Source organism: Aeromonas sp. R10-1 (genome assembly GCF_040908465.1).
Taxonomy (GTDB): domain Bacteria; phylum Pseudomonadota; class Gammaproteobacteria; order Enterobacterales; family Aeromonadaceae; genus Aeromonas; species Aeromonas caviae.
Genome location: NZ_JBFODT010000017.1, coordinates 27,344 through 51,500 on the forward strand (window position 1 = coordinate 27,344; position 24,157 = coordinate 51,500).

Consider the following 24,157-nt stretch of genomic DNA (forward strand, 5'->3'; position numbering starts at 1 on the left):
CAGCGCGGCGGTATCTCACCCCGGACTGACGACCACATGACCACGGGGTAGCAAAAAACCATGCGATGCACCACGGGTGAGGGGCTACTTGCCCCTTTCCTGGCGCCTGACGATGTCAGGCAGGCTCCCTTCGCATCCCCATGTGAGGGATGTCATCTTCCAGATACCCTTCCCCTTCGGCCACGAAACCATGCTGGCCGTAAAAACCTTGCAGGTGGGCCTGTGCACCGAGCCAGATGCTGTGTGCAGGCCAGCGTGCCTCGCACTCTCTGACCGCTTGCGCCAGCAGGCGGTGACCCAGTCCGCCCCCCCGCGACGTGGGAGAGGTGACCACGCGGCCGATGGCGGCGCCGCTGTCATCACCAATGCCGGGTGCCATGATGCGGGCATAGGCCGCCAGGTGATCCCCCTCACGACCGAGCAGATGCAGCACGCCGTCACGGCGATCCAGCCCGTCCAGATCCTGGAAGGGACAGGTCTGCTCCACCACGAACACCTCAGCGCGCAGGGCAAGCAGCTCATACAATTCATCCGTGGTCAGCTCGGACCAGGATTTCATACTCCAGTTCATGAATGACTCCTGTTTAATGGGGTCTGACAGCATAATCTTGCTCCCGACGAGGGGCATTAACCTTGGTTAAGTTGGCCCCCTTCTCATCCAATGCGGACATAGTCGACAAAGAGCCGATCTCTGCCCAGGTTCATCGGCAATCCCTTCTGGCTCAACCCTGAACGCGCGTTTTCAGCCGCCTGCGGATGCGGCTTAGGCTGATGGGGGTGATCCCCAGATAGGCGGCAATCTGGTGATCCGGAACCCTGGCATCCAGCGCGGGGAAGCTTCGCAGAAAATGCTGATAGCGCGCCTCTGGGCCCCCGGTCAGCAGCAACAGCTCTTTCTCCTCCTTGATGCGCAGTTGCACCTCAAGGAGATGGTGATACCAGGCGGGCCAGCAAGGGAGTCGGCGCAGATCCGCCAGCGGGAAAAGTTGCAGCCGGCAAGGCTCCAGCGCCTCCACGCTGTAGCGGGCGGGCTCACCGCTGAGCAGGTGGTGGAAGTCGAGAAACTCGTCCCCCTCCCAATAGAACTCCTTGATGTACTCGCGGCCATCCGCCAGCACCACCCTGGCCCGCAACAACCCCTCCTCCACCCTGACCAGCAGCGCCGGACTGTCCCCGGCATGCCAGAGGCAGGTGCGAGGGGGCAAGGTCAGGGAGCGGACAAAAGAGAGGAGGCACTCGGCCTCCTGCTCATCTGCAACCCGTTCCCAGACAAAGGGGGGTCTGTCGGTCATCGTCTTGTCAGACGCGGCGCTGGCGCACGGCTTCGAACAGGCAGACACCGCTCGCCACCGAGACGTTGAGGCTGGATACTGCCCCCGCCATCGGGATGCTCACCAGCTCGTCGCAATGTTCGCGGGTCAGGCGGCGCATCCCCTTGCCTTCGGCCCCCATCACCAGCGCCATGGGGCCGGTGAGTTTGGCCTGATAGAGATCGTGATCCGCCTCGCCGGCGGTACCCACGATCCAGACGCCGCGCTCCTGCAGCTCGCGCAGGCTGCGGGCCAGGTTGGTGACCTGGATGAGCGGCACCACTTCGGCGGCGCCACAGGCGACCTTGCGCACCACGGACGTGAGGCCGGTGGCCTTGTCCCGCGGCACGATCACCGCATGCACCCCGGCCGCATCGGCACTGCGCAGACAGGCGCCGAGATTGTGCGGATCGGTCACCCCGTCCAGTACCAGCAGGAAGGGCGCTGTCTCTTGCGCCGCCAGATCGTCCAGCAGGCTGGCTAGGTCGTGCTCGGCCAGCTTGGGCGCTTCAATCACCTTGGCCATGATGCCCTGGTGATTGTTGCCTTCCGCCTTGTCATCCAGCGTCTTGCGGTTCACGCTCTGCACCCTGATACCGAGGGACTCCAGCTCGGCCAGCAGGGGATGCAGCCGATCGTCATCGCGGCCCTTGAGAGCCCACACCTCGATGAAGCGCTCGGGGGTGCGCTCCAGCAGCGCGGAGACGGCGTGAATGCCGTAGATCAGTTCAGTACTCATTTAGTGCTCTTGGCCTTGTCGCGAGCCTTTTTGCTCGGTCGTCTGTTGCTGGGCTTGGCACGGCCACCCTTGTCGGATTTGCCGCTCTCCTTGCCCTCTTTGCGTTTCTCGTGGCGCTGGGCGCTCTTGGCCTTCTCTTTCTTGATCTCGGCCTGCTTGCGCGCCATCTCCTTGGCGTTCTTGCCGGTGGCCTTGAGGGGCTCTTCCACCATCACGAAGTCGATCTTGCGATCGTCCAGGTTCACGCCCATCACCTTGACCCGCACCTTGTCACCTAAACGGTAGCGACGGCGGAAGTTCTCGCCGATCAGCTGCTGGTGCAAGGGGTCGAACTGGTAGTAGTCGTTGGTGAGGGTGCTGACGTGCACCAGACCGTCGATGTGGATCTCCGCCAGACGCACGAAGAAGCCAAAACCGGTGACGCTGGCGATGACGCCGTCAAACTCGTCACCCACGTGATCCAGCATGTACTCGCACTTGAGCCAGTCTGCCACGTCGCGGGTGGCATCATCGGCACGGCGCTCCGTCATGGAGCAGTGCTCGCCCATGGGGTCCACTTCTTCCAGCTGGTAGTGGTAGCCACCGCTCGGCGTCCACTTGTGGCGCAGGTTGCCCTGCTGCTCCTTGGCGGTCTGGTACTTGATCGCCCGGTGCAGGATGAGATCCGGGTAACGACGGATTGGCGAGGTGAAGTGAGCGTAGGACTTCAGGGCCAAGCCGAAGTGACCGATGTTGTCGGCCTGATAGATGGCCTGACGCATGGAGCGCAGCAGCATGGTGGAGAGCAATTCCGCATCCGGGCGCCCTTCGAATTTGGCGGCCAGGTCGGCAAAGTCCTTCGGCTCGGGCTCCAGGCCCCCCTTGAGCTCCAGACCCAGTTCGGCCAGGAAGTCACGGAAGCCGGTCAGACGCTCCTCGCCCGGGCGGTCGTGCACCCGGAACAGGGCGGCGGCCTCGTTCTTCTCGATGTAGCGGGCGGCCGCCACGTTCGCCTGGATCATGCACTCTTCGATGATCTTGTGGGCGTCATTGCGCACCAGCGGTACGATACGGTCGATCTTGCGCTGGGCGTTGAAGATGAAGCGGGTCTCCTCGCTTTCGAACTCCACCGCACCGCGTTGATGACGGGCATGCTTGAGCGCCTTGTAGAGGTTGCTCAGCTCCTCGATGTGGCCCACCAGCGGATCATACTGCTGACGCAGCTTGGGATCCCCGTCCAGGATCGCCGCTACCTTGGTGTATGTCAGGCGAGCGTGGGAGTTCATTACCGCTTCGTAGAACTTGTAGCCGGACATGCGGCCGGCGGCGGAGATGGTCATCTCGCACACCATGCAGAGCCGGTCAACCTGCGGGTTCAGGGAACACAGACCGTTGGAGAGCACCTCCGGCAGCATGGGCACCACGAACTCGGGGAAATAGACCGAGTTGCCGCGCTGATAGGCTTCGGTGTCGAGGGCCGTGCCCGGTTTCACATAGGCAGAAACGTCCGCGATGGCGACCCACAGGCGCCAGCCGCCTCCACGCTTGGCTTCACAGAAGACAGCGTCATCGAAGTCGCGGGCGTCTTCCCCGTCGATGGTCACCAGCGGCAGGGCGCGCAGGTCGATGCGACCCTCTTTGGCCTTCTCCGGCACCTGCTCGCCGAGACCGGCGACCTCCTTGGTCACCTCTTCCGGCCAGGTGTGCGGAATCCCGTGGGTACGCAGGGCAATCTCGATCTCCATACCGGGAGCCATGTTCTCACCCAGGACTTCCAAGACGGTACCGACCGCATTGAAGCGGGCAGTGGCGCGCTGGTTGATGCGCACGACCACGACCTGGCTCTGGCGAGCCCCTTTGTTCTCCCCTTCCGGGATGATGATGTCCTGGCCGATGCGGCTGTCATCGGGTACCACAAAACCGACGCCGTTCTCGACGAAGTAACGACCGACGATGTCCGCCTCGCGGGATTTGAGCAGGCGCACCAGACGCGCTTCCTGACGACCCTTGCGATCGATCTCGGTCGGCTGCACCAGGGCATAGTCGCCATGCATCAGGCGCTGCATCTCGCGGTTGTTCAGGAAGAGATCCGCTCCACCACCCTCGGGGCGCAGAAAACCGAATCCATCTTTGTGGCCAAGCACATAGCCTTTGACCAGATTCAGGCGATCCGGCAGGGCGTAACATTGGTTGCGGGTGAACACGAGCTGCCCGTCGCGCTCCATGGCGCGCAGACGACGTCGCAAGGCTTCCAACGGCTCTTCATCGGTCAGCTTGAGGACCTTGGCCAGCTCTTCCCGGGACATGGGTTTCTCATGGCCCTTGATGAGCTCCAGCAGCATCTCGCGACTGGCGATGGGGTTTTCGTATTTTTCGGCCTCGCGTTGGAGGAAAGGATCTTTTTGAGACATAAGCAGGCCTTAGGGTAGGTAATAACGCAGACATTATATCGGAGGGGGGAGCTAATGGCATCCATCGACTGCCTTTTGGCCATTCTCTCTGTCATACTGGACACAGTTTGCAGGTATGTGAGACTCGGAACTCATGAGCAAGGACTCGTTCGCCCAATCTGCCGCCTATTTGAAACAGGCGGTTCCCCTGATGATCAAGTATCAAATTCCCACCACGCCGAACAACTATCACCTTTGGTACAGCTATGTCTCCGGCGACATGCCCGAACTCAACCATGCCGTCGATCAGGCGATAAAACAACAGGGGACCTTCTCCCTGACCACCTGTGAGCGTCTCTACCACCAGCACCTTGCGGCTCAGGACGAGCAGCAGATCGAGGCGATGAAACTCAACCTGGCGGCCATGGCCAGCGAGCTGAGTCACTCGATGCAGGATGCCATCTCCGATACCGGGCTGTTTCAGGAGATGCTCGACAAGAGTTTCGACAAGCTGAGCAAGATAGACGACGAGGGGCTCAGCCTGGAAGACACCATGGGGATCCTGCGGGATCTCGTGCGCGAGTCGCGTGACGTACGCATGTCCACCCTCCACTTTCGCAACCAGCTCAGCAGCGCCGAGAAAGAAATAAAGGAGCTGAAACAGGCCCTGAACGAGACGAGGAAGCTGGCCACCGAGGACCCGCTCACGTCTCTGCTCAATCGACGCGCCTTCGATCTCGAGATGGACAGCCTCATCCGTAGCAAGCAGCCCTTCTCGCTGATCCTGACCGATATCGATCGCTTCAAGAACTTCAACGACGAATACGGACATCTGCTGGGGGACCAGGTGCTGCGCATCGTCGGCAAGCGGCTGCGAGAGGCCAGCAAGGAGGGCATAACCGCCTATCGCCTGGGGGGTGAGGAGTTTGCCCTCTTGGTGCCAAACCGCGCCCTGGCGCTGACCCGCCAGATGGCCGAGAGCCTGCGTCGCGTCATCGAGCGGATGTCGATTCTGGATCGCAAATCCGGGCGACGCATCGATCACATCACCGCCTCGTTCGGTGTGGGAGAATACATCCCTCAGGAGACGGCAGACACCCTGATCGAGCGTACCGACAAGCTGCTCTACAAGGCCAAGGAGCTGGGACGCAATCGGGTGATGCCACTGCCCTCCTGATCCCACCAGATGCAAAAAGGCCGGTCATTGACCGGCCTTTTTCATGCTTCCCTTATCGGGATCAGAGGCTTTTCAGCTTCTCTTCCGGCAGGGCCAGCTCGTCATTGTGGTTGACACCGATACCGCGCTCCAGCACATGGCGGGCGATGGCATGGGCCTCTTCCAGCGAGTGCATGCTGTAAGTACCGCACTGGTATTCGTTCAGCTCGGGGATCTTGCCCTGATCCTGCACGGTCAGCACGTCGCTCATGGCGGCCTGCCAGGCAGCGCCAACACGGGCTTCATCCGGCGCACCGATCAGGCTCATGTAGAAGCCGGTGCGGCAACCCATGGGAGAGATGTCGATGATCTCCACCCCATTCCCATTGAGGTGGTCACGCATGAAGCCGGCAAACAGATGCTCCAGAGTATGGATGCCGCGCTCGGAGAGGATCTCCTCGTTCGGCACGCAGAAACGCAGGTCGAACACGGTGATGGTGTCCTTGTTCGGGGTCTGCATGGTCTTCGCCACCCGCACTGCCGGGGCGGCCATGCGGGTATGGTCGACGGTAAAACTGTCCAATAACGGCATTTCTGACTCCTGATTTGGTTACCAGAACCAGCCCCCGCTGGAGAGCTGATCCTTGCATTGTCGATACTGGGCACCGTAGCGCTGGGCACGGGCCTCCACCTTGCGGGAGACCTTCATTAGCCATCCCTTGCTGCGGTAGCTACCACGTCGGTAGCCCCCCCAGCCTTCGTGATAATTGAGATACTGGCCATAGGCATCCCACTTGGACGTGCCGTTGAGCCGCTGTGCCTTGTGAGTGTACCAGCCCATGAAATCGATGGCGTCGGCAAAGTCGTCGCGATCGCTCCAGCCGTTGCCGGTTTCCCGCTGATAGTCGGCCCAGGTTTCGTCTTTCACCTGGGCATAGCCGTAGGCTGAACTGGCCCGCCCGGTGGGGATGAAGAGGAAATACTGCATCGGCGGCTGGGCATCATGCACGAAGGAGGACTCCTGGTACATCATGGCCATCACTACCTGGACAGGTGTCCCCCACTTCTCGTTCATCTTGAGCGCCGCCTCGTGCCATTCGGGTTTCTCCCGAAAGATCTGGCACAGGTTTTCCGGCTGTGCCGGCGGCCGGGTACTGCATGCGGTGAGTGCCATCAGGCACGCCGCTACGACCCCGATACGGTACAACGACATCAGAACGACAGACTCTTGCTGTTCATCACAGGGCACATCCACCACATCAGATCGCGTCTTCGTTCTCTTCACCAGTACGAATACGAATGACGCGCTCCACCTCGCAGACGAAGATCTTGCCATCACCGATCTTGCCGGTACGCGCTGTGTTCTGGATGGCTTCCAGGCAGGCATCCAGATCCTCGTCCTGCACCACCAGCTCCACCTTGACCTTGGGCAGGAAGTCGACCATGTACTCGGCACCACGATAGAGCTCGGTATGGCCCTTCTGGCGGCCGAACCCCTTGACCTCGGACACTGTCATGCCGTTGATGCCGATCTCGGCCAGGGCCTCGCGCACATCGTCCAGTTTGAACGGTTTGATGATGGCTTCAATCTTCTTCATGGTGACTCCTTACCAGTTCTGTTTGCCGAACCCGGATGTAATGGGGTAACGGCGGTCCTTACCAAAGTTGCGAGCCGTGATGCGGGGGCCGACGGCGGCCTGACGGCGCTTGTATTCGTTGAGATCCACCAGGCGGATCACCTTGCGTACCACCGCCTCTTCGAAACCTTCCGCCACCATGTCGGCGACAGACGCATCCTCTTCCACGTAGCGCTTGAGGATGGCATCCAGAATGCCATAGGGGGGCAGGCTGTCCTGGTCCACCTGATCCGGTGCCAGTTCGGCCGACGGGGGACGATCGATGACCCGCTGCGGGATCACGTACTCCACGCTGTTGCGATATTCGCACAGCTTGAAGACCAGGGTCTTGGGGACGTCCTTGAGCACATCAAAGCCACCCGCCATGTCGCCATACAGCGTGGCGTATCCCACGGCCATCTCGCTCTTGTTGCCAGTGGTCAGCACGATACGGCGGCGCTTGTTGGACAGCGCCATCAAGAGCACACCGCGGCAGCGGGCCTGCAGGTTCTCTTCGGTGGTGTCGCGGGCGGTCCCTTCAAACAGAGGTGCCAGCTGCGTCATGAAGCCTTCGAACATGGGTTCGATGGAGATGATGTTGAACTCCACCCCCATCCGCTCGGCCTGCTCCTTGGCATCCTCCACGCTCATCTGGGCGGTGTAGCGGAACGGCATCATCACCGCCTGCACCTTGTCCGCCCCGATGGCGTCGGCCGCAATGGCCAGGGTCAGCGCCGAGTCGATACCACCGGAGAGGCCCAGCACGGCGCCCTGAAAACCGTTCTTGGTGACATAGTCGCGCACCGCCAGCACCAGGGCCTGATAGGTCTCGGCCAACGGCTCCAGCGGTGCGGCGGGTTCCCGCTCCTTCACCGGCTGACCATCGGCAAAGCGCACCAGCGCCAGCTCTTCGGCAAATGGAGCAAGCTTGTGGGTCAGCTCGCCCTGGCTGTTGAACACTTTGGAGCAGCCGTCGAAGATCAGCTCGTCCTGGCCGCATACCTGATTGAGGTAGATGAGCGGCAGGCCGGTCTGATCGCAGCGTTCCGCCATCAGCTCGCGGCGGATCCAGGGTTTTTCCTGATCATAAGGAGAGGCATTGATGGTGAGCAGCAGCTCGGCCCCCGCCGCCTTGGCGGCCAGCGCCGGACCCGGCTGCCAGAGATCTTCGCAGATGAGCAAACCCAGCTGATGGCCACGGAACGGCACCACACAGGTATCGGCCGCCGCAGTGAAGTAGCGCTTCTCGTCGAACACCCCGTAGTTGGGCAAGTCCTGTTTGAAATAACGTGCCCGCAGTTGACCGCGCTCGTAGAGAGACGCCGTATTGTAAAGCGCCCCCTCTTCGCGCCAGGGATGGCCCACCAGAATGGCACATTGTCCCTGCCATGCCGCGATGCGGGACAGCGCAGCCTCGACCCGGATCATCAGGTCGGCGCGCAACAGCAGATCCTCAGGCGGGTATCCTGTCAGGGCCAGCTCGGAGCAAACCAGCAGATCGGCCCCTTGCTGATCGGCTAGGGCTGCTGCCGCCAGTACCTTGTCACAGTTATCTTCGATGGCGCCTACCGTCAGATTTAACTGGGCAAGCATCAGAGAGAGGGCTTTTGCCATGGCGATGCATCTTGAATTCGAAAATGATGGGGAATGATAAAGAAAAGGCGCTGGCTGTGCCAGCTCAACACTTGGGCTTTGCGCTGGTGTTCTGGCTGTCTGGAGATAAGATGTAACTAATCGAGGGAGATACTGCCATGATCAAGGACGAGAAAGGATTCACCCTGCTGGAACTGATGATCGCCGTCAGTCTGGGGGTCATCTTGCTTGGTATTGGTGCACCGGCCATGTCGAGCCTGCTCAATGAGAATGCCTTGAAATTTGAATCTCGCACACTCTTGAAATATCTGCGTTTTGCTCGCAGCCAAGCCATCGACAACCAGCAATCTGTCACTGTGTGCCTTGCCAATGCCAGTGACAATTGTGTCACCGCCAATCCGACCCAATTCCTCGTGTTCGTCGACGGTAATGGCAATGACATTTTCAATAACGGTGAGCAGCTCCTGGCAAGAAGCCCTCAGCTATCTGACTCGCTGACTGCTGCAAACAATCGAACTTCCACTACCTTCAGCCCTGATGGCACCAGCCTGGGTACCAATGCCACCATCACGCTGTGTCGTTCGGGAAATGCCCAGATAAATCTGGTCATCTCTCCCTCCGGCCGCACCACCCAATCTACCCAGGCAAATATCTGCCTCTGAATGAAGTTCTTCGCTATCGCAGTTGACGGGCATCCTGTTGCTGACCCTCTTTTGACTGGAAATTTTCCTCCGCAGTGCGACATTCCAGGATTTTCTTCACAGGCTGTACCGCACCATCCACCTCGTATCCTCTTTGTTTGAATTTATCCTGCACCGCCTTTGGCGTGTTGTCTGCCACAGTACCGTGCAGGACAACCTTCTGGCCGTTAACCAGCTCGACATAACATTTTATGTCATCTGCCAAGACGGACCCGGATAACAAGAGGCACAAACCCAACACCCCGCTGCGTGTTTTCATTGTGCCTCTCCTTCGTAGAGGTAAATTTTCTTGGGCGACATATCCATCTCAGCCTCCTCTGCCCCCTGGTTGCACTCTCCCGCTCCGGTACAACGCTCAGGCTCACCATCCCCTTCATCTTTCAGGATGACCTCTTCCCCGACACCGCCTCCAATAATGCGGATCTTGGCATCGTCTCCTGCATGCACCACCAAATCGTCGGCAACCTTGTTCTGTACTTCGACATAACGCTCAGGTGTCTGGTTGCCTTCAAGATCAACCACATAACGGAAGGAACTGCCATAATGCATGTCTACCATGTATTGGCGTGCAGCCCCGATGGATTGAATGGTGCATTGCTGGAACGACTGCACTTGCGGCAGGAACGAGGTGAAGTAAAGCTTGCCCTGAAGTACGACCCCGGCCCCCATGGATTTCTCACCCGGTTCGTTCAACCAATTGACCCACCCTTTAGCAGTGGTAATTCCCGCCTTGGTCGCCAATATTCCATCCGTGTTTGTCTGGGCAGACAAAGGATCAGAGGTCACATCATAAAGATCAGTAATCAAGATGGGGCTTCTCGCCTGCGCATTGGCGGCACGCGGCACGACATCATAATCACGCAACATGAAATAGCCATTGCGGACGGTCGCTTCCGATGAGGGGCGATTGCGGTCTCCACTCCCAATCAGCACGGCATCAAAGGGACGGTCCTGATAGGAGTAGACCACATTCTCTCCCACAACGGTGCGGGTGACCTGCTTGTTGATGGTACGCACCACGATAGGCTGGGTGAAGAAACGGCGATCATCGGCTTGAGTGACATCCGACCCCAGGCTGGCAAATTTGAAGACGCGCCAGTCAGATTTGTTGGTGCCAGGGAGATCCATGCGCCAGATATTGCCCCCCGTATCACCCACATAGATGCGATCGACTTTGCCATCACCATCGCTGTCAAGCGTAGCTACCGATCCGGGCATGCTGTCGGTCATCTCCGTGACCCTGAGGTTGCTGGTTGAAGTCGCAGCAGGGGTCGCACTGAATATCAGCGCCCCAGTATCGGCATTGACGATGTAGATACCTCTCCCCATGCTGTCACTGGTTCCCAATCCCAGCACGCTCTTGTTCACGTCATAACCGCCAGCAAAGATGAGCACGGGATCACTGACTCCTGGCACAAACGCGACTTCCGGCACCGACCAGGTCAGCCCCAGCTCACCAAAACCAGTCGTCAGACTGTTCAGACGCCACTTCAGTGTCGGCGTATCCGGGCTGGAAACGTTGAATGCATAATAGGCTTTGCCGCCGCTCCTCAAGCCGGTGAATACCCAAACAAAATCGCTCTCGGAGGATTTCAGCACCCCGTTGCGATTGGCATCCTTGATAAGGGCAACCGGAGAAGAGTCAACACCGTAGATATGTTCGGCTGATTCCGCATTGAGACGCAGCGCCTTCTGATTGGCCATGAACTCATAAGGTATCGCCGCCCAGCTTTCGTCTATGGTGCTCCCCATGTCCTTGAACATATGCAGGAAACCGGCATTGGTCCCAAACAGGATACGCAAGTCCGGCGCATCCGTCGGGTTACCGGATTGCGGGCCATAGTTCAGCACCAGGGGACGTGAGTGCAGGGGGTCACCCATGATATGGGCGCGGATCAGGGTTGATGTATCAAAGTCCTCATCGTCGACATCCAATCCCTTGGTCCAGTTGATCAGGGAATCGAGTTCAGTCGTCGTAACTGCCTGCATGAAGGTCATGAGCGCGGCTTCACTGCCAGCCTGCGTCACCAGATTGGCCTTGGTCAGCTGATCGAGACGGTTCTGGGCATTGTTGATGACATAGAGACTGCGATTGCTTTTCCCCGCCAACATCTCTTGCGCCCCACCTTCAGCCACAACGTTGCCGTCACGGCCGGATGACCAGAACGTCTGGGCACTGTCGATGATGGTGCCATCAAACTTGATAGCAGGCAGTCCCCGGCTGTCAGCCACATAACCGTCAGGAGAAAAAATCAGTTTTTTCAGATTGCCCCGCCATCTGGGACCATCATCCGGCTCAAACATGGCGTAATAGATGTTGTTGAGACTGCGAGTCCGGTCAAAGTTGTTGCTGGCAATAGCGGGGGACACCAACGAGGTATTGATACGCAGGATCGCCAGCAGCGACGCCTTCAACGCATCACTCAGGGCAGAGGCGTTGGTTGCCGGATAATAAACACCGCCACCACGACGGGCGGTTTCAGCAAGCAAATTACCGGCCCCGCTGATCGCCTCGTCACCAAACCCGACGGTAAAGGTCGTGACTGTCTGGGTACCAGGAGAAACTGCATTCACATCCTTGTGTTTCATATAGCCCGCCAATGCGGCCAGATAACTGCTGGACCTGTTCCCCGAACCATAAGAAACGGTAGTGCCATAAGCTGCTTTTTCATCGCTGGACAATGTATTTATCAATCCCTGGACAAAGGTATTTGCATCCCCGTCCTGAGTCGGCTCCCCATCGGTGATGTATATGACGTAGCCGTTGTTTGAGCAGTTGTCATAGGGTGCTTGATAGGTACCAGCCGGGCTTTCGGCGGTCGTGTCTCTCGTGCCTCCTTGCAAGCCATAAACAACGCTTCGTCCCCCAAAGAATCGATACGCCTCACTCAACGTCTCGCATAATGGTGTGTTGGTACTGGCAGTCAGTCCTTCGACCCTGTCGAGCAGGTCTTGTTCTCCGGTCTTGCCATTCGACAACGTGATCTCGCTACCCAGAATATCCCGGACAACTCTGCCGCCATTGGTACTGCCACTGTCATTCCTGTTGAAAATAGCCAGTCCAAAATCAACCCCGGGGGCAGATGATATCAATCCTTTGACTGCATCTTTGGCAATACGCAGCCGGGATTCTATAGAATAACCCGTAGGCCCGTAATACCACCTGATATAGTTGGCAGAATAAAGCACCACGGCCGTATTGCTGGCATTAACAGAGTCTCTTGTTGCCGCTGTATAAAACCATGAGCCTTGATTATTGCTGGTTTTATTGACCGGATACCCGGTGCCAACACTCCAGGTACCTGTGTATGGGTTGGCAGGGTTATTTGCGGTCACATCCTGCTTGCAATCGACCAAGTCGATGTTGTTTTCCTGATAACCACTAATTGAATACCAGCTTCCCCTCCCTCTCCCTGGAGGGTTGCCACTTGTCACTTCATAAGTCCAGACTTGCGACTGAAAATAACCGATACTTGCAAGAGGTCCCTTGGAGGTGGCACAAGCGTTCAGTTTGTCGGAGAAACGCTTGTTGCTATTAATAGCGGGAATGCTCCCATCGGTTGAAAAATAGATATATCGTTTAGTATTGCTTGTATCGGGATCATTGCTCAAGGCTGGATAGACAGTCGCTGGATTATAAGCTTCCTTTATCTGTTCCATGGTGTCAGCCATACTGCCGGAGTTATCAAATATCAACAGCACTTTAGGTCTGAAATCACCGGCCTTATTAAAGTCGTATATAAAAAGCTCGGTGTCATCGGCTCGTGTTGACGTCATGCCAAAAACAAGACTGCACCAGCATAAAATTGAACCGAATCGTTGTAACCACATATCCTTCGCTCCTATTTTGTGAGCAGTGGCTGTTCCACACCCGCAGTCCAGGTCAGCGGGCGAGAATATTTTCCATAATTGACACCGGCCTGTAGCTCGACATATTTGCATACAGGAATCACATTGCTGCTGCTGGCATCCACCTTGCGTTTGCAGACGGTTTCTGTGCGATTGGTGAGGGCCACACTGGCTGAATTATTGCTGCTATTGACACTGATGGCAGCACTCGCCCCCAGCGCAGACCCCATGCCTGCAATCACCGTCGATATGTTATTGCTCTGTACCGCCGCTTCGATGATGCCTTCCAGTCTGTGTTCTGCCTGCCTGAAATTGGCCGCAGAGCCTGCCATCTTGAGATCCTGCCCGGAGGACTGCATCACCACCACGGCGATCAGCGTCAGAGGTACCAGGATGATCAGAGCGACGATCAGGGCTACGCCATGCTGAGACCTCATGAACCACCTCCAGTCATGACCACCGGGTTGCGCAGCGACACGCTGCTCTCCAGCAGCAAACGACGAAATCCATCCCCATTGCCTGATACGCTGGTACTGCCTACCTGATAGATGTTGTTGTTCACATAGCTGCTGGATGCTTGCGACGACCGCACCAGAATAAAGACACGGGCAGCAACGACACGCCCTTCGCTCCATTCCTGCTCGGTCACGTTTGTAGATGCGACATAGCGATCAATGACCCCATCGGCAACAGAAGTGTCGTCAACACCAAACAGCACCGTCATGCGCTCAATCCCTTCCGCCATGGGGCCTCCGATCAGAACCGAGCCCCCATTGGCAGTCAGGTAACGCTTTCTCAGCTCCGGGTTGCCTGCGGCATTGGGAGCGAGATAATAGATAAAGTGCTGGTATTCCCAGAGCTGACGAGCCGGCATATTTGTCAACGTGGGCACTGTTTCTCCCCCTTTGAACATCAATGCCGCTTGCGTCGTAGTAGCAAGATAGAAGCGATTGCCAGTAGCTGCGGCATCGGCCAGGGGCTGCCCAATCAATCGCTTGATGCTGATGACATCCGTATTGGCAATACGTGACGTCACGGGAATACAGGCAAAAGCCCCCCCGTTGATCGCCCTGTTGTTGTCCACCCGAGCGACCCAGACACCCCGATTTGTTCCCACACTGGGCGGCAAGCTGCCACGCCCCAAATTGTCCAGACAATCGTTCGCCGAAAGCACCGCAGACCCGCTGCTGAGAGTCACGCCTTGCCCCGCTGCCATGGGGGAACCGGTGTAGTCCCCCCAAAAGCCTGCCCATTTCAGGTCCTGTGTAACCAGGCGCATCGCGATACGACCGTTCTCCTGCAACTCGCTCTGATCGAAAGCATCCTCCGTTGTGGCACGGGAAGCCACGAAGATGCTCAAGCCGCCACCGACCAGAAATACGCCGATCAACATGGCAATCAACCATTCAATCAGGGTGAAGCCGCGGGCATTCATAGTGTGGTCGTCAGTACGAACTGACGCCTCTGTCTGTCTGCTGCATTGCCCAGCCCACAACTGTTGCGCACCGCGGCCACTGCAACGGCACCATCGGACAGAGACTCCCGCCCCTGCCAGAAAATCCCTATGGTCAAACTGTTGTTGGCGCCACGAATCACGCAGCCGACCGGAGATTGCAGAGGTGACGCGGCACCGGATACCGCGGTTCCCAGCAGAGACTGCTGCCAGTAGAAGAGGTCCAGTGCCTGCCGCTCAGTCCTGCTGCAATCCGACATGGTGCCATTGTTGTTGGCACAGCTCGGCATATCCAGGATCGCGTTGCCGGATACCACTGTCGTTCCCTGACCAGCCCAGCTGTCTTTGTTGATCCTGGCGCGTTCCACCAGATCATTGGCTAGCCAGTTGGCGATGGTGCGCTGACGCGCTTCGTAGCTGGAAAACTTGGCGGTGACCTGCATGGCAACCAATCCCAGCAAGCCGAAGGAGAGCACCACGGCCGCAATCAGCACCTCCAGCAGGCTGAATCCCCTTATGTGTCGATGACGCAGTGGTTTCATCGCCTAGTCCCAGCAAGCATTGTTGACAGTATCCCCGAGCCGCGTGGCACTCCGGGTACCATCCTGGTCGATGGAGAAAATGATGCAGTCGCTGTCTGACCCCTGTGCACCAGAGGCCGTGGCAAACAGGATGTATGTATTGACCCCGGCCGAGATGACCAGGTGATAGAAGCCGGATTCGGAGTTCTCCGGGATATTCAAGTCGGCTGCGGATGAGGTATACCGATTGAAATCCATAAAATAGGTTTCTTGTCTGTTGGCGGCGTCCAACAGCATTTTTTTGGCATCAATTCGGTGGCTGGACAGCAGGTAACGCTGATAGGAGGGATAGGCAATAGTGCCAAGAATCGCCACGATTGCGACGACAATCATCAATTCAATGAGAGAAAAGCCTCGATAGAACCCAATCATATCCCATCCTTGGTGACTGGCGGTTCATATAGTCTAATGCCGGATAGGTCGCAACGACAAATCCGGCATCAGGAACATAACTCTTTATTCTCAGGCCATCCTGGCCACATTTAAATAATTCTAAGCTCGGGCGGCACTTCAAACACCACATTCTCTTCCCGGCCAGGATGCTCGGTCACTATCTTGCCTCCCAGCTCGCGCAGACGGGCAATGACATTCTGAACAAGCACATCGGGGGCTGACGCACCCGCCGTGACCCCGATACGGGCAACTCCGTACAGCCATTGCGGCTCAATCATGGAGGCGTCGTCGATGAGGTAGGCCTTGGCGCCCACCTTCTCGGCCAGCTCCCGCAGTCGGTTGGAGTTGGAAGAGTTGCGCGATCCCACCACCAGCATGGCATCCACCAGCCCGGCCATCTCCCGCACCGCATCCTGGCGGTTCTGGGTGGCGTAGCAGATGTCATCCTTGCGCGGCCCCTGGATCTTGGGGAAGTGCGCACGCAAGGCATCGATGACATCCGAGGTCTCGTCCACGCTGAGTGTCGTCTGGGTAACGAAGCAGAGGTCATCCGGGTTCTTCACCTTGAGCCTGGCCACGTCTTCCGGTGTCTCCACCAGATACATGCCCCCCTCACTGTTCTCGTACTGTCCCATGGTGCCGATCACCTCGGGGTGGCCGGCATGGCCGATGAGCACGGCTTCGGAGCCTTTGCGACTGGCGCGATGGACTTCCATGTGCACCTTGGTCACCAGCGGACAGGTGGCATCGAACACCTTGAGGGCGCGGGATTTGGCCATCTCGCGCACGACCTTGGCGACACCGTGAGCGGAGAAGATGACGATGCTGTCATCCGGCACCTCGTCCAGCTCTTCGACGAAAACGGCACCCGCCTCCTTGAGCTTGTTCACCACGTAGCGGTTGTGCACCACCTCGTGACGGACATAGATGGGGGCACCGAACTTCTCCAGCGCGCTCTCGACGATGCTGATGGCCCGGTCGACACCGGCACAGAAGCCACGGGGGTTAGCCAGCAGAATATCCATCAGTGAACCTTCTCCTCGTCATCAACTCCCAGGATCTCCACCTCGAAGGTGACGGTGTGACCGGCCAGGGGGTGGTTGAAATCGACCGTAACCGACATCCCTTCCACCGCCCGGATGATCCCGGGCAGTTCGCTGCCGTTGGGCTGGTCAAACAGAATGATGGTACCCACCTTGGGCTCAACTTCGTTACCGAATTTGGCGCGATCGAGATGGTAGATGTTGTCAGGATTGGAAAGGCCGAACGCCTCTTCCGGCGCCAGGGTAAAGCTCTTGCTCTCCCCTTCGCGCAGCCCCAGCAGGCATTGCTCGAAGCTCGGCGTCAAGCTGCCGTCTCCCATCCGCAGACGGGCAGGCTTGCCGTGCAGCGCCGTGCTGTCGGCCACCGAGCCATCTTCCAGTTTGATAGAGAAATGGAACAGCACGCTGCTGTCCGCAGCAATCAGCTGGCTCATGAGGTCGCGTCCTGTTTTTTCTCACCACGGAAGCCGTCCAGCACGATCATGGCGGCACCGATGAAGATGAAGCTGTCCGCCAGGTTGAACGCCGGCCAATGGGCGCGCTGCCAATAGAAGTCGAGGAAGTCGACCACATGGCCCAGCACCAGCCGGTCAAACACGTTGCCGAGCGCCCCGCCGATGATCAGGCTGTAGGCGATACCGCTCCAGCGCTGGGTGACCGACTGCTTGCGCAGCCAGTGGATCAGCAGGCCACAGATGGCGAACGCCAGCACGGCGAAGAACCAGCGCTGCCAGCCTCCCTGATCCGCCAGGAAGCTGAAAGCCGCGCCCTTGTTGTAGACATGGACCAGGTTGAAGAAGGGGGTGATCTCCACCCCCGGGTAGCCAAATGGCAGCAGTTTGACCACGGCGAGCTTGCTCGCCTGGTCCAGAACAAAGGCCAGCACTGCCAGCCACAGCCAACGCAGGCCGCTTTTATGTTGAGTCATGTTCATCAGGCAAATTGACGCGTTTCGCCGTCACCCTCGACGTTGGTGACGCAGCGGCCACAGATCTCTTCGTGACCCGCAATGGTGCCCACGTCTTCCACATGGTGCCAGCAGCGGTCGCACTTGGCGGCGGCAGACTGGGCCACGCAGAGCCACAGGTCATCGCGCTCGGTCGCCACGGCCTCTGCCGGTGCGGCATCGACGCTGACCACCCTGGCCTTGGAGGTGAGCAGCACGAAGCGCAGCTCATCGGCCAGGGCATTCAGACGCGCGGCCAGCTCAGGCTTGGCGAACAGAGTCAGCTCGGCCTGCAGAGAACCGCCGATGCGCTTCTCGCCACGGGCCACTTCCAGCGCCTTGTTCACTTCACCGCGCACGGTGAGGATCTCGGCCCAGAACTCGTCGTTCAGCACTTCGCCCGCTTCCAGCCCGAACAGGCCGTCGTACCACTCCTCGGTGAACACGAACTCACCGCGCTCACCCGGCAGCAGCGCCCAGATCTCGTCGGCGGTGAAGCTCATGATCGGCGCCATCCAGCGCACCATGGCCTCTGCGATGTGATAGAGGGCGGTCTGGCAGGAGCGACGGGCCAGGCTGTCAGCCTTGGCGGTGTACTGACGGTCCTTGATGACGTCCAGATAGAAGGAACCCATCTCGATGGAGCAGAACTGCATCAGCTTCTGGGTCACACCGTGGAAGTTGTACTCGTCGAACGCCGCCATGATCTCGGCCTGTACCGCCTTGGCACGACCCACGGCCCAGCGATCCACCACCACCATGTCGGCAGGCGCCACCATGTCGGTCGCCGGATTGAAGCCGTTCAGGTTGGCCAAGAGGAAACGGGCAGTGTTGCGGATGCGGCGATAGGCGTCGGCAGAGCGCTTGAGGATCTCGTCGGAGACGGTCATCTCACCGGTGTAGTCAGTGCTCGCTACCCACAGACGCAGGATGTCGGCACCCAGCTTGTTCATCACATCTTGGGGGCTGACCACGTTGCCGATGGACTTGGACATCTTGCGGCCCTGACCGTCCACGGTGAAGCCGTGAGTCAGCACCTGGTTGTAGGGTGCCTTGTCCTTCATGGCGACGCCGATCATCAGGGAGGACATGAACCAGCCACGGTGCTGGTCAGAGCCTTCCAGATACATGTCGGCCGGCTTGCCGTTGAACTCGGGACGGGCGTCGACCACGGAGGCGTGGGTAGAACCGGAGTCAAACCAGACGTCCAGGGTGTCGGGCACCTTCTCGTAGTTGTCGGCGTCCGCGCCCAGCAGCTCGGCCTTGTCCAGATCCCACCAGGCCTGGATGCCGGACTGCTCGACCCGCTTGGCCACCTCTTCCATCAGGCGCACGGACTCCGGGTGCAGCGCCTGGGTATCCTTGTGAACGAACAGGGAGATGGGCACGCCCCAGGTACGCTGACGGGAGATGCACCAGTCAGGACGGTTCTCGACCATCGCCTGGATGCGATTCTTGCCCCAGGCCGGGACCCAGCCGCTCTGGCCGTGTTCGGCGATGCCCTCTTTCTCGATACGCTCGATCTCTTCCAGGGCACGCTGCCGAAGACCCTTCTGCTCCATGCTGATGAACCACTGCGGGGTTGCACGGAAGATGATCGGGGTCTTGTGACGCCAGCAATGCGGGTAGGAGTGGTTGAATACCTTGTGATGCAGCAGGGCGCCGCGCTCCGTCAGCACCTCGACCACGGCCGCATTGGCCTTGAACACGTGCTGGCCGGCAAACAGTTCGGTATCCGGCAGATAGACGCCGTTGCTGCCAACCGGATTGGCCACTTCCAGACCGTACTTCTGACCGACCACGAAGTCTTCCTGACCGTGGCCAGGGGCGGTGTGCACCGCGCCGGTACCGGCGTCCAGAGTGACGTGGTCACCCAGCACCACAGGCACGTCGAAGCTGTAGAAGGGGTGGTTGAAGCGCAGCAGCTCGAGTGCGGCACCCTTGGCGTAGCCCAAGTTGTGGAAGTGCTCGATGCCGGCGCGATCCATCACATCCTTCACCAGCTCGGCGGCCAGGATCAGACGCTCGGGATGCTCCCCTTCAACCTGCACCAGTGCGTAGTCGAGATCGGCATGCATGGCGATGGCGCGGTTGGCCGGCAGGGTCCACGGGGTAGTGGTCCAGATCACGGCAGAGAGCGCGCCCTTGCCGGTGTGGCCTTCGGCGCAATCAAACTTGGCGGCAACGGCAGCCTCGTCGACGGCCTTGAAGCGCACGTCGATGGAGGGGGAGTTCTTGTCGTAGTACTCCACTTCCGCTTCAGCCAGCGCGGAGCCGCAATCGGTACACCAGTGCACCGGCTTGGAGCCTTTGTGCAGGTGGCCGTTTGCAACGATCTTGGCCATGGAGCGGATGATGTTGGCTTCGGTCCCAAAATCCATGGTCAGGTAGGGGTGTTCCCAGTCACCCAGCACGCCCAGACGGATGAAGTCGGTCTTCTGCGCTTCGATCTGGGTTTTGGCGTATTTGCGGCACTCGGCTCGGAACTCGGCGGCGGAAACCTTCTCGCCCGGCTTGCCGACCATGCCTTCCACTTTCAGCTCGATGGGCAGACCGTGGCAATCCCAGCCCGGCACATAGGGGGAATCGAAGCCAGAGAGGCCCTTGGACTTGATGATGATGTCTTTGAGGATCTTGTTGACCGAGTGACCGATGTGAATGCTGCCGTTCGCATAGGGGGGGCCATCGTGCAGAATGAAAGAAGGCTTACCCGCTTTGGCGCGGCGAATGGCGCCGTAAAGATCCTGATCGTACCAACGTTTCAACATGTTGGGTTCGCGTTTGGCCAGATCGCCACGCATCGGAAACTCGGTTTCCGGCAGATTCAGGGTGTGTTTATAGTCGCTCATCAGTCCTGGGTTCCCTTCTTTTCTAAAAGAGTGCTGGGTAAATGAAATTGTGGCAGCCCGAACCAGGCTCGGGCCGCCAGGGCATCTCGTTCGATCTGCTCTTTCAAGGCGGTGAAAGAGTCAAATTTCTGCTCTTCGCGCAGCTTGTGGCGAAGCAGCACCTTGACCTGCTGACCATATAGATCACCAGAAAAATCAAATAGATGTACTTCCAATCTGGCTTGTGTACCGCTCAAGGTCGGACGTACACCCACATTGGCGACACCGGGGAAAGTCTTGCCGGAACATATCACTTCCACCGCAAACACGCCACCGACCGGGACAACCTGGCGTTTGAGGGCCAGATTCGCGGTGGGAAAACCTATGGTGCGCCCCAGCTTGTCGCCATGGGCCACCCGGCCGCTGATGGCATAGGGGCGACCGAGCATCAGCTCCACCTCCGCCATGCGGCCCGCTTTGAGGGCCTCGCGCACCAGGGTGCTGCTGACCCGCTGGCGGGAAAGCTGGAAACTCTGGGTGCTGATCACCTCGAACCCGAAGCGCCGACCGGCCTCCTCCAGCAGGTGGAAGTCCCCTTCCCGCCCCTTGCCGAAGCGAAAGTCGTCGCCGACCACCAGATAGTGCACGCCGAGTTTCTCCACCAGCAGTTGCTCGATGAAGGTGCTGGCCGCCTGCTCGGCAAAACGATGGGTGAAACGCACGCAGAGCATGCGATCGATCTGCATTCCCTTGAGGGCTTCGTACTTCTCCCGCCAACGGCTGAGGCGGGCGGGCGCGGCACTGCCCGCAAACAGCTCCAGCGGCTGGGGTTCGAACAACATGACGCAGGCCGGCAGGCCAAGTTGGGCGGCCTTCTCCTGCAAACGGGCCAACACCGCATGGTGCCCCTGATGAACCCCATCGAAGTTGCCTATGGTCAATACACAGCCCCGGTGACGGGGCTTGATATTGTGAATGCCGCGAATAAGCTCCATCAGTGCCTTGTGCGTTGCTGCCATGGAAATCGGCGGATTATATATCAGGCAGCAGGCAGGGTCAGCCCTGCCGTTGACCCGATTTAGCCATCCCGCCCGCTTCTCGGACTCGGCCAGGAGCATCGCACCTCGTTGGCGGGCCAACCCGACAGCCCCTGAGACCGCTCCCCCATCTCCCCTGTACTGTCCCCCTCCCTTGCAGCTGACTCCTTATTGCTGACCGGCTCTCAGGTGCCGTGGCCGGATCCCCAATGCCAAGAGGACAATGCCATACAACGCTCCGCCCAGGCAGAGCAGCAGTGTCAACTCCAGGCTGGCCTTGCCCATGCTCCAGGCACCCCATTGGGCGAGATCCGGTGACAGATAGGCCAGAAGCCCCCCCATCAAGACCGTTGCCGCCAAGAGCTTGAGGCAGAACAGCCCGGTGTTGCGGGAAGGGCGATAGACATCCTGCTGATAGAGCCCCTTGAACAGCAGTACGGCGTTCAGCGTGCCGGAGCAGGCGGTCGCCAGCGCCAGCCCGACGTAGCCGAGCGGATAGATGAAGATGAGGTTGCACACCATGTTGGCAACCATGGCCATGATGCCGATACGCACCGGCGTCCTGGTATCCTGGCGGGCGTAATAACCGGGGGCCAGCACCTTGATGAGCATCAAGGAGAGCAGCCCCGTAGTGGAGGCCAGCAGGCTGGCACTCGACATGCTCACCTCGTGCAGACCGAACTCACCGCGCATGAAAAGCACCCGCAGTATGGGCTCGCGCAGCACGGCGATACCGACCATGGCTGGCAAGCCGAGCAGCATCACCATGCGCACCCCCCAATCCATGGTGCGAGAGAAATCCGCCGGATCCGCATCCACGTGTTTTCTGGCCAGGGCAGGCAGGATCACCGTGCTGATGGCCACCGCAAAGAGGCCAAGGGGAAACTCCAGCAACCTGTCCGAGTAATAGAGATAGCTGATGGCACCGGTAGCCAGGAACGACGCCAGCATGGTGTTGATCAGCAGGTTGATCTGGCTGACCGACACGCCGAACAGGGCCGGGATCATCAGGGTACGGATCTTCACCACCCCGGGATGGTGCCAACCCCACTTGGGCCAGACCAGCATGTTGAGCTGGCGCAGAAAAGGATACTGGAACAAAAACTGGACCAGACCGCCGAGAAAGACACCGATCGCCAGGGAGATTTCGGGGCGCTCCATCAAGGGCGCGATCCACCAGGCCGCCGCAATCATGGTGATGTTGAGGAATACCGGCGTGAAGGAGGACACGGCAAAACGGCCAAAGGTATTGAGAATGGCCCCCGCCATGGCGGTGAAGGTAATGAACCAGAGGTAGGGGAAGGTGATCTTGAGCATCAGACTGGCCAGCTCGAACTTCTCCGCCGCCGGTCCGCCATGCAGCCAATCCCAGAACCAGCCCCAGCCAAAGAGAGCCGTCAGGGCACCGGAACCCAGCACCCCGAGCAGGGTGACCACGGTGACGATGCCACCCAGGGTGCCCGCCACCGCCGCCAACAGCTCCCGAACCGCCTGCTCGTCACCATTTTTCTTGTACTCCGTCATCACGGGCACGAAGGCCTGGTTGAATGCCCCTTCGGCAAAGAGCCGGCGCAAGAAGTTGGGAATGCGATTGGCGAAGAAGAAGACGTCTGCGGCCACCCCGGCACCGAGCAAATTGGCGATGACCACATCGCGCACCAAGCCCATCACACGGGATGCCAGCGTCATTCCGGACACTATCATGCCGGATTTGATCAATTTCTTACTCAAGACGAGGCCTCTGGAACTGTCGGAAAGAAAAGAATGCTGTTAGAATCGGCCGACAGTTTAACCGTCTCCCATCTGACACACCACCGGGGGGCGGTGTTTATTTGCACAAATCATTTGACAATATGTGGTTGGGAAGGCATATTTCCGGGCCTTTTCAATACACTCGCTAAGACAGTTTTAGGAGTTTTACCTTGGCTAACATCAAATCTGCTAAGAAGCGTGCTCTTCAGTCAGAGAAACGTCGTCAGCACAACGCCAGCCGTCGTTCCATGACCCGTACCTACCTGAAGAAAGTGATCGCTGCCATCGCCTCTGGTGACAAGGCTGCTGCCACTGCCGCTTTCGCTGTTGCTCAGCCGATCATGGATCGTATGGCGACCAAAGGCCTGATCCACAAGAACAAAGCTGCTCGTCACAAGAGCCGCCTGTCTGCCCAGATCAAAGCCATGGCTTAATCAGCATCCGCTGATGAAAGCTGAAAAAACCGGCCTAGTGCCGGTTTTTTATTTGGGATCGCTACAGTACAGTTTGTGCAACAATCCGATCATCTCACGCACCTCATGGCTGCGCAGGGAATAATAGACCGTCTGGGCTTCCTTCCTCGTCGCCACCAGCTCATCCCGGCGCAACACCGCCAGATGCTGCGACATGGCTGACTGGCTCAATCCCAATACCTCGTTCAGCTCGCCGACCGACAGCTCCCTATCCAGCAACTGGCACAAGATAAACAGCCGCCGTTCATTGGCCAATGCCTTGAGCAGGGTGACGGCACGCCCGGCATTCGCTTCCATCTCTTCCAATTGCATCTCACC

At 58.8% G+C, this 24,157-nt stretch carries 24 protein-coding genes; 3 read left to right on the forward strand and 21 right to left on the reverse strand.

The window, feature by feature from the left end; genetic code table 11:
- Positions 1 to 115 precede the first annotated feature (115 nt).
- The 4 genes from AB5Y93_RS06870 to rnr form a co-directional block, all read right to left on the reverse strand.
- Complete coding sequence (locus AB5Y93_RS06870) at positions 116 to 571, reverse strand: GNAT family N-acetyltransferase (protein WP_049636452.1); 456 nt, start codon at positions 569 to 571, stop codon at positions 116 to 118.
- A 151-nt stretch (positions 572 to 722) separates the two neighbouring features.
- Complete coding sequence (locus tag AB5Y93_RS06875) at positions 723 to 1,292, reverse strand: Crp/Fnr family transcriptional regulator (protein ID WP_368229050.1); 570 nt, start codon at positions 1,290 to 1,292, stop codon at positions 723 to 725.
- Between the two features lie 7 nt (positions 1,293 to 1,299).
- A complete protein-coding gene (rlmB, locus tag AB5Y93_RS06880; RefSeq protein ID WP_368229051.1) occupies positions 1,300 to 2,049 on the reverse strand; it encodes a 23S rRNA (guanosine(2251)-2'-O)-methyltransferase RlmB in 750 nt (249 codons plus the stop codon).
- Entirely contained in the window at positions 2,046 to 4,439 is a 2,394-nt protein-coding gene (gene rnr, locus AB5Y93_RS06885) for a ribonuclease R (protein ID WP_010673114.1), read from the reverse strand. Before rnr ends, rlmB begins: the two co-directional genes overlap by 4 nt.
- A 133-nt stretch (positions 4,440 to 4,572) precedes the next feature.
- Here rnr and AB5Y93_RS06890 point away from each other — a divergent pair, with 133 nt between their 5' ends.
- On the forward strand, positions 4,573 to 5,595 hold the full coding sequence (locus AB5Y93_RS06890; RefSeq protein WP_010673113.1) for a GGDEF domain-containing protein: 1,023 nt from the start codon (positions 4,573 to 4,575) through the stop codon (positions 5,593 to 5,595).
- A gap of 61 nt (positions 5,596 to 5,656) precedes the next feature.
- Here AB5Y93_RS06890 and luxS read toward each other — a convergent pair whose 3' ends face one another.
- From luxS to AB5Y93_RS06910, 4 genes are read right to left on the reverse strand one after another with little or no spacing between them, the layout of a single operon-like run.
- Positions 5,657 to 6,166, reverse strand: coding sequence for an S-ribosylhomocysteine lyase (gene luxS / locus AB5Y93_RS06895; protein WP_010673112.1), 510 nt, complete (start codon positions 6,164 to 6,166; stop codon positions 5,657 to 5,659).
- A gap of 18 nt (positions 6,167 to 6,184) precedes the next feature.
- Positions 6,185 to 6,787: a transglycosylase SLT domain-containing protein gene (locus tag AB5Y93_RS06900; RefSeq protein ID WP_041214486.1), complete on the reverse strand. Its 603-nt coding sequence runs from the start codon at positions 6,785 to 6,787 to the stop codon at positions 6,185 to 6,187.
- 46 nt (positions 6,788 to 6,833) lie between these two features.
- On the reverse strand, positions 6,834 to 7,172 hold the full coding sequence (glnB, locus tag AB5Y93_RS06905; RefSeq protein ID WP_005308848.1) for a nitrogen regulatory protein P-II: 339 nt from the start codon (positions 7,170 to 7,172) through the stop codon (positions 6,834 to 6,836).
- A 9-nt stretch (positions 7,173 to 7,181) separates the two neighbouring features.
- Positions 7,182 to 8,804 carry an NAD+ synthase gene (locus tag AB5Y93_RS06910; protein WP_368229052.1) on the reverse strand — a complete coding sequence of 541 codons (1,623 nt, stop codon included), beginning with the start codon at positions 8,802 to 8,804 and terminating at the stop codon, positions 7,182 to 7,184.
- Positions 8,805 to 8,941: 137 nt separating this feature from the next.
- On the opposite strand from AB5Y93_RS06910, the gene AB5Y93_RS06915 reads away from it, so the two are divergent.
- Positions 8,942 to 9,445 (forward strand): GspH/FimT family pseudopilin, encoded by a 504-nt coding sequence (locus tag AB5Y93_RS06915; RefSeq protein WP_368229054.1) that lies wholly within the window; start codon positions 8,942 to 8,944, stop codon positions 9,443 to 9,445.
- 13 nt (positions 9,446 to 9,458) lie between these two features.
- Here the strand turns inward: AB5Y93_RS06915 and AB5Y93_RS06920 are convergent, their stop codons facing one another.
- The 12 genes from AB5Y93_RS06920 to murJ form a co-directional block, all read right to left on the reverse strand.
- A complete protein-coding gene (locus AB5Y93_RS06920) occupies positions 9,459 to 9,743 on the reverse strand; it encodes a TapY2 family type IVa secretion system protein (protein ID WP_041210962.1) in 285 nt (94 codons plus the stop codon).
- A complete protein-coding gene (locus AB5Y93_RS06925; RefSeq protein ID WP_234936650.1) occupies positions 9,740 to 13,261 on the reverse strand; it encodes a pilus assembly protein in 3,522 nt (1,173 codons plus the stop codon). Before AB5Y93_RS06925 ends, AB5Y93_RS06920 begins: the two co-directional genes overlap by 4 nt.
- A 65-nt stretch (positions 13,262 to 13,326) precedes the next feature.
- On the reverse strand, positions 13,327 to 13,770 hold the full coding sequence (tppD, locus tag AB5Y93_RS06930) for a type IVa pilus pseudopilin TppD (protein ID WP_049636457.1): 444 nt from the start codon (positions 13,768 to 13,770) through the stop codon (positions 13,327 to 13,329).
- Positions 13,767 to 14,768: a PilW family protein gene (locus tag AB5Y93_RS06935; protein WP_201888053.1), complete on the reverse strand. Its 1,002-nt coding sequence runs from the start codon at positions 14,766 to 14,768 to the stop codon at positions 13,767 to 13,769. The genes tppD and AB5Y93_RS06935 overlap by 4 nt, the downstream gene beginning before the upstream one ends.
- Complete coding sequence (gene pilV, locus AB5Y93_RS06940) at positions 14,765 to 15,328, reverse strand: type IV pilus modification protein PilV (protein WP_042878837.1); 564 nt, start codon at positions 15,326 to 15,328, stop codon at positions 14,765 to 14,767. Before pilV ends, AB5Y93_RS06935 begins: the two co-directional genes overlap by 4 nt.
- A gap of 3 nt (positions 15,329 to 15,331) precedes the next feature.
- On the reverse strand, positions 15,332 to 15,739 hold the full coding sequence (tppA, locus tag AB5Y93_RS06945; RefSeq protein WP_041210959.1) for a type IVa pilus pseudopilin TppA: 408 nt from the start codon (positions 15,737 to 15,739) through the stop codon (positions 15,332 to 15,334).
- A gap of 110 nt (positions 15,740 to 15,849) precedes the next feature.
- Positions 15,850 to 16,785 (reverse strand): 4-hydroxy-3-methylbut-2-enyl diphosphate reductase, encoded by a 936-nt coding sequence (ispH, locus tag AB5Y93_RS06950; RefSeq protein WP_368229056.1) that lies wholly within the window; start codon positions 16,783 to 16,785, stop codon positions 15,850 to 15,852.
- Positions 16,785 to 17,237: an FKBP-type peptidyl-prolyl cis-trans isomerase gene (fkpB, locus tag AB5Y93_RS06955; RefSeq protein ID WP_041210958.1), complete on the reverse strand. Its 453-nt coding sequence runs from the start codon at positions 17,235 to 17,237 to the stop codon at positions 16,785 to 16,787. Before fkpB ends, ispH begins: the two co-directional genes overlap by 1 nt.
- Positions 17,234 to 17,737 carry a signal peptidase II gene (gene lspA / locus AB5Y93_RS06960; protein WP_010673100.1) on the reverse strand — a complete coding sequence of 168 codons (504 nt, stop codon included), beginning with the start codon at positions 17,735 to 17,737 and terminating at the stop codon, positions 17,234 to 17,236. The genes fkpB and lspA overlap by 4 nt, the downstream gene beginning before the upstream one ends.
- A complete protein-coding gene (gene ileS / locus AB5Y93_RS06965; protein WP_368229058.1) occupies positions 17,737 to 20,598 on the reverse strand; it encodes an isoleucine--tRNA ligase in 2,862 nt (953 codons plus the stop codon). Before ileS ends, lspA begins: the two co-directional genes overlap by 1 nt.
- Positions 20,598 to 21,572 (reverse strand): bifunctional riboflavin kinase/FAD synthetase, encoded by a 975-nt coding sequence (ribF, locus tag AB5Y93_RS06970; protein ID WP_010673098.1) that lies wholly within the window; start codon positions 21,570 to 21,572, stop codon positions 20,598 to 20,600. The genes ileS and ribF overlap by 1 nt, the downstream gene beginning before the upstream one ends.
- Before the next feature lie 210 nt (positions 21,573 to 21,782).
- Positions 21,783 to 23,345, reverse strand: coding sequence for a murein biosynthesis integral membrane protein MurJ (gene murJ, locus AB5Y93_RS06975; protein ID WP_214005082.1), 1,563 nt, complete (start codon positions 23,343 to 23,345; stop codon positions 21,783 to 21,785).
- A gap of 191 nt (positions 23,346 to 23,536) precedes the next feature.
- On the opposite strand from murJ, the gene rpsT reads away from it, so the two are divergent.
- Positions 23,537 to 23,800, forward strand: coding sequence for a 30S ribosomal protein S20 (rpsT, locus tag AB5Y93_RS06980; RefSeq protein WP_005308808.1), 264 nt, complete (start codon positions 23,537 to 23,539; stop codon positions 23,798 to 23,800).
- Positions 23,801 to 23,848: 48 nt separating this feature from the next.
- On the opposite strand, the gene AB5Y93_RS06985 is transcribed toward rpsT, so the two are convergent.
- Positions 23,849 to 24,151, reverse strand: coding sequence for a metalloregulator ArsR/SmtB family transcription factor (locus AB5Y93_RS06985; RefSeq protein ID WP_043153141.1), 303 nt, complete (start codon positions 24,149 to 24,151; stop codon positions 23,849 to 23,851).
- Positions 24,152 to 24,157: the final 6 nt, after the last annotated feature.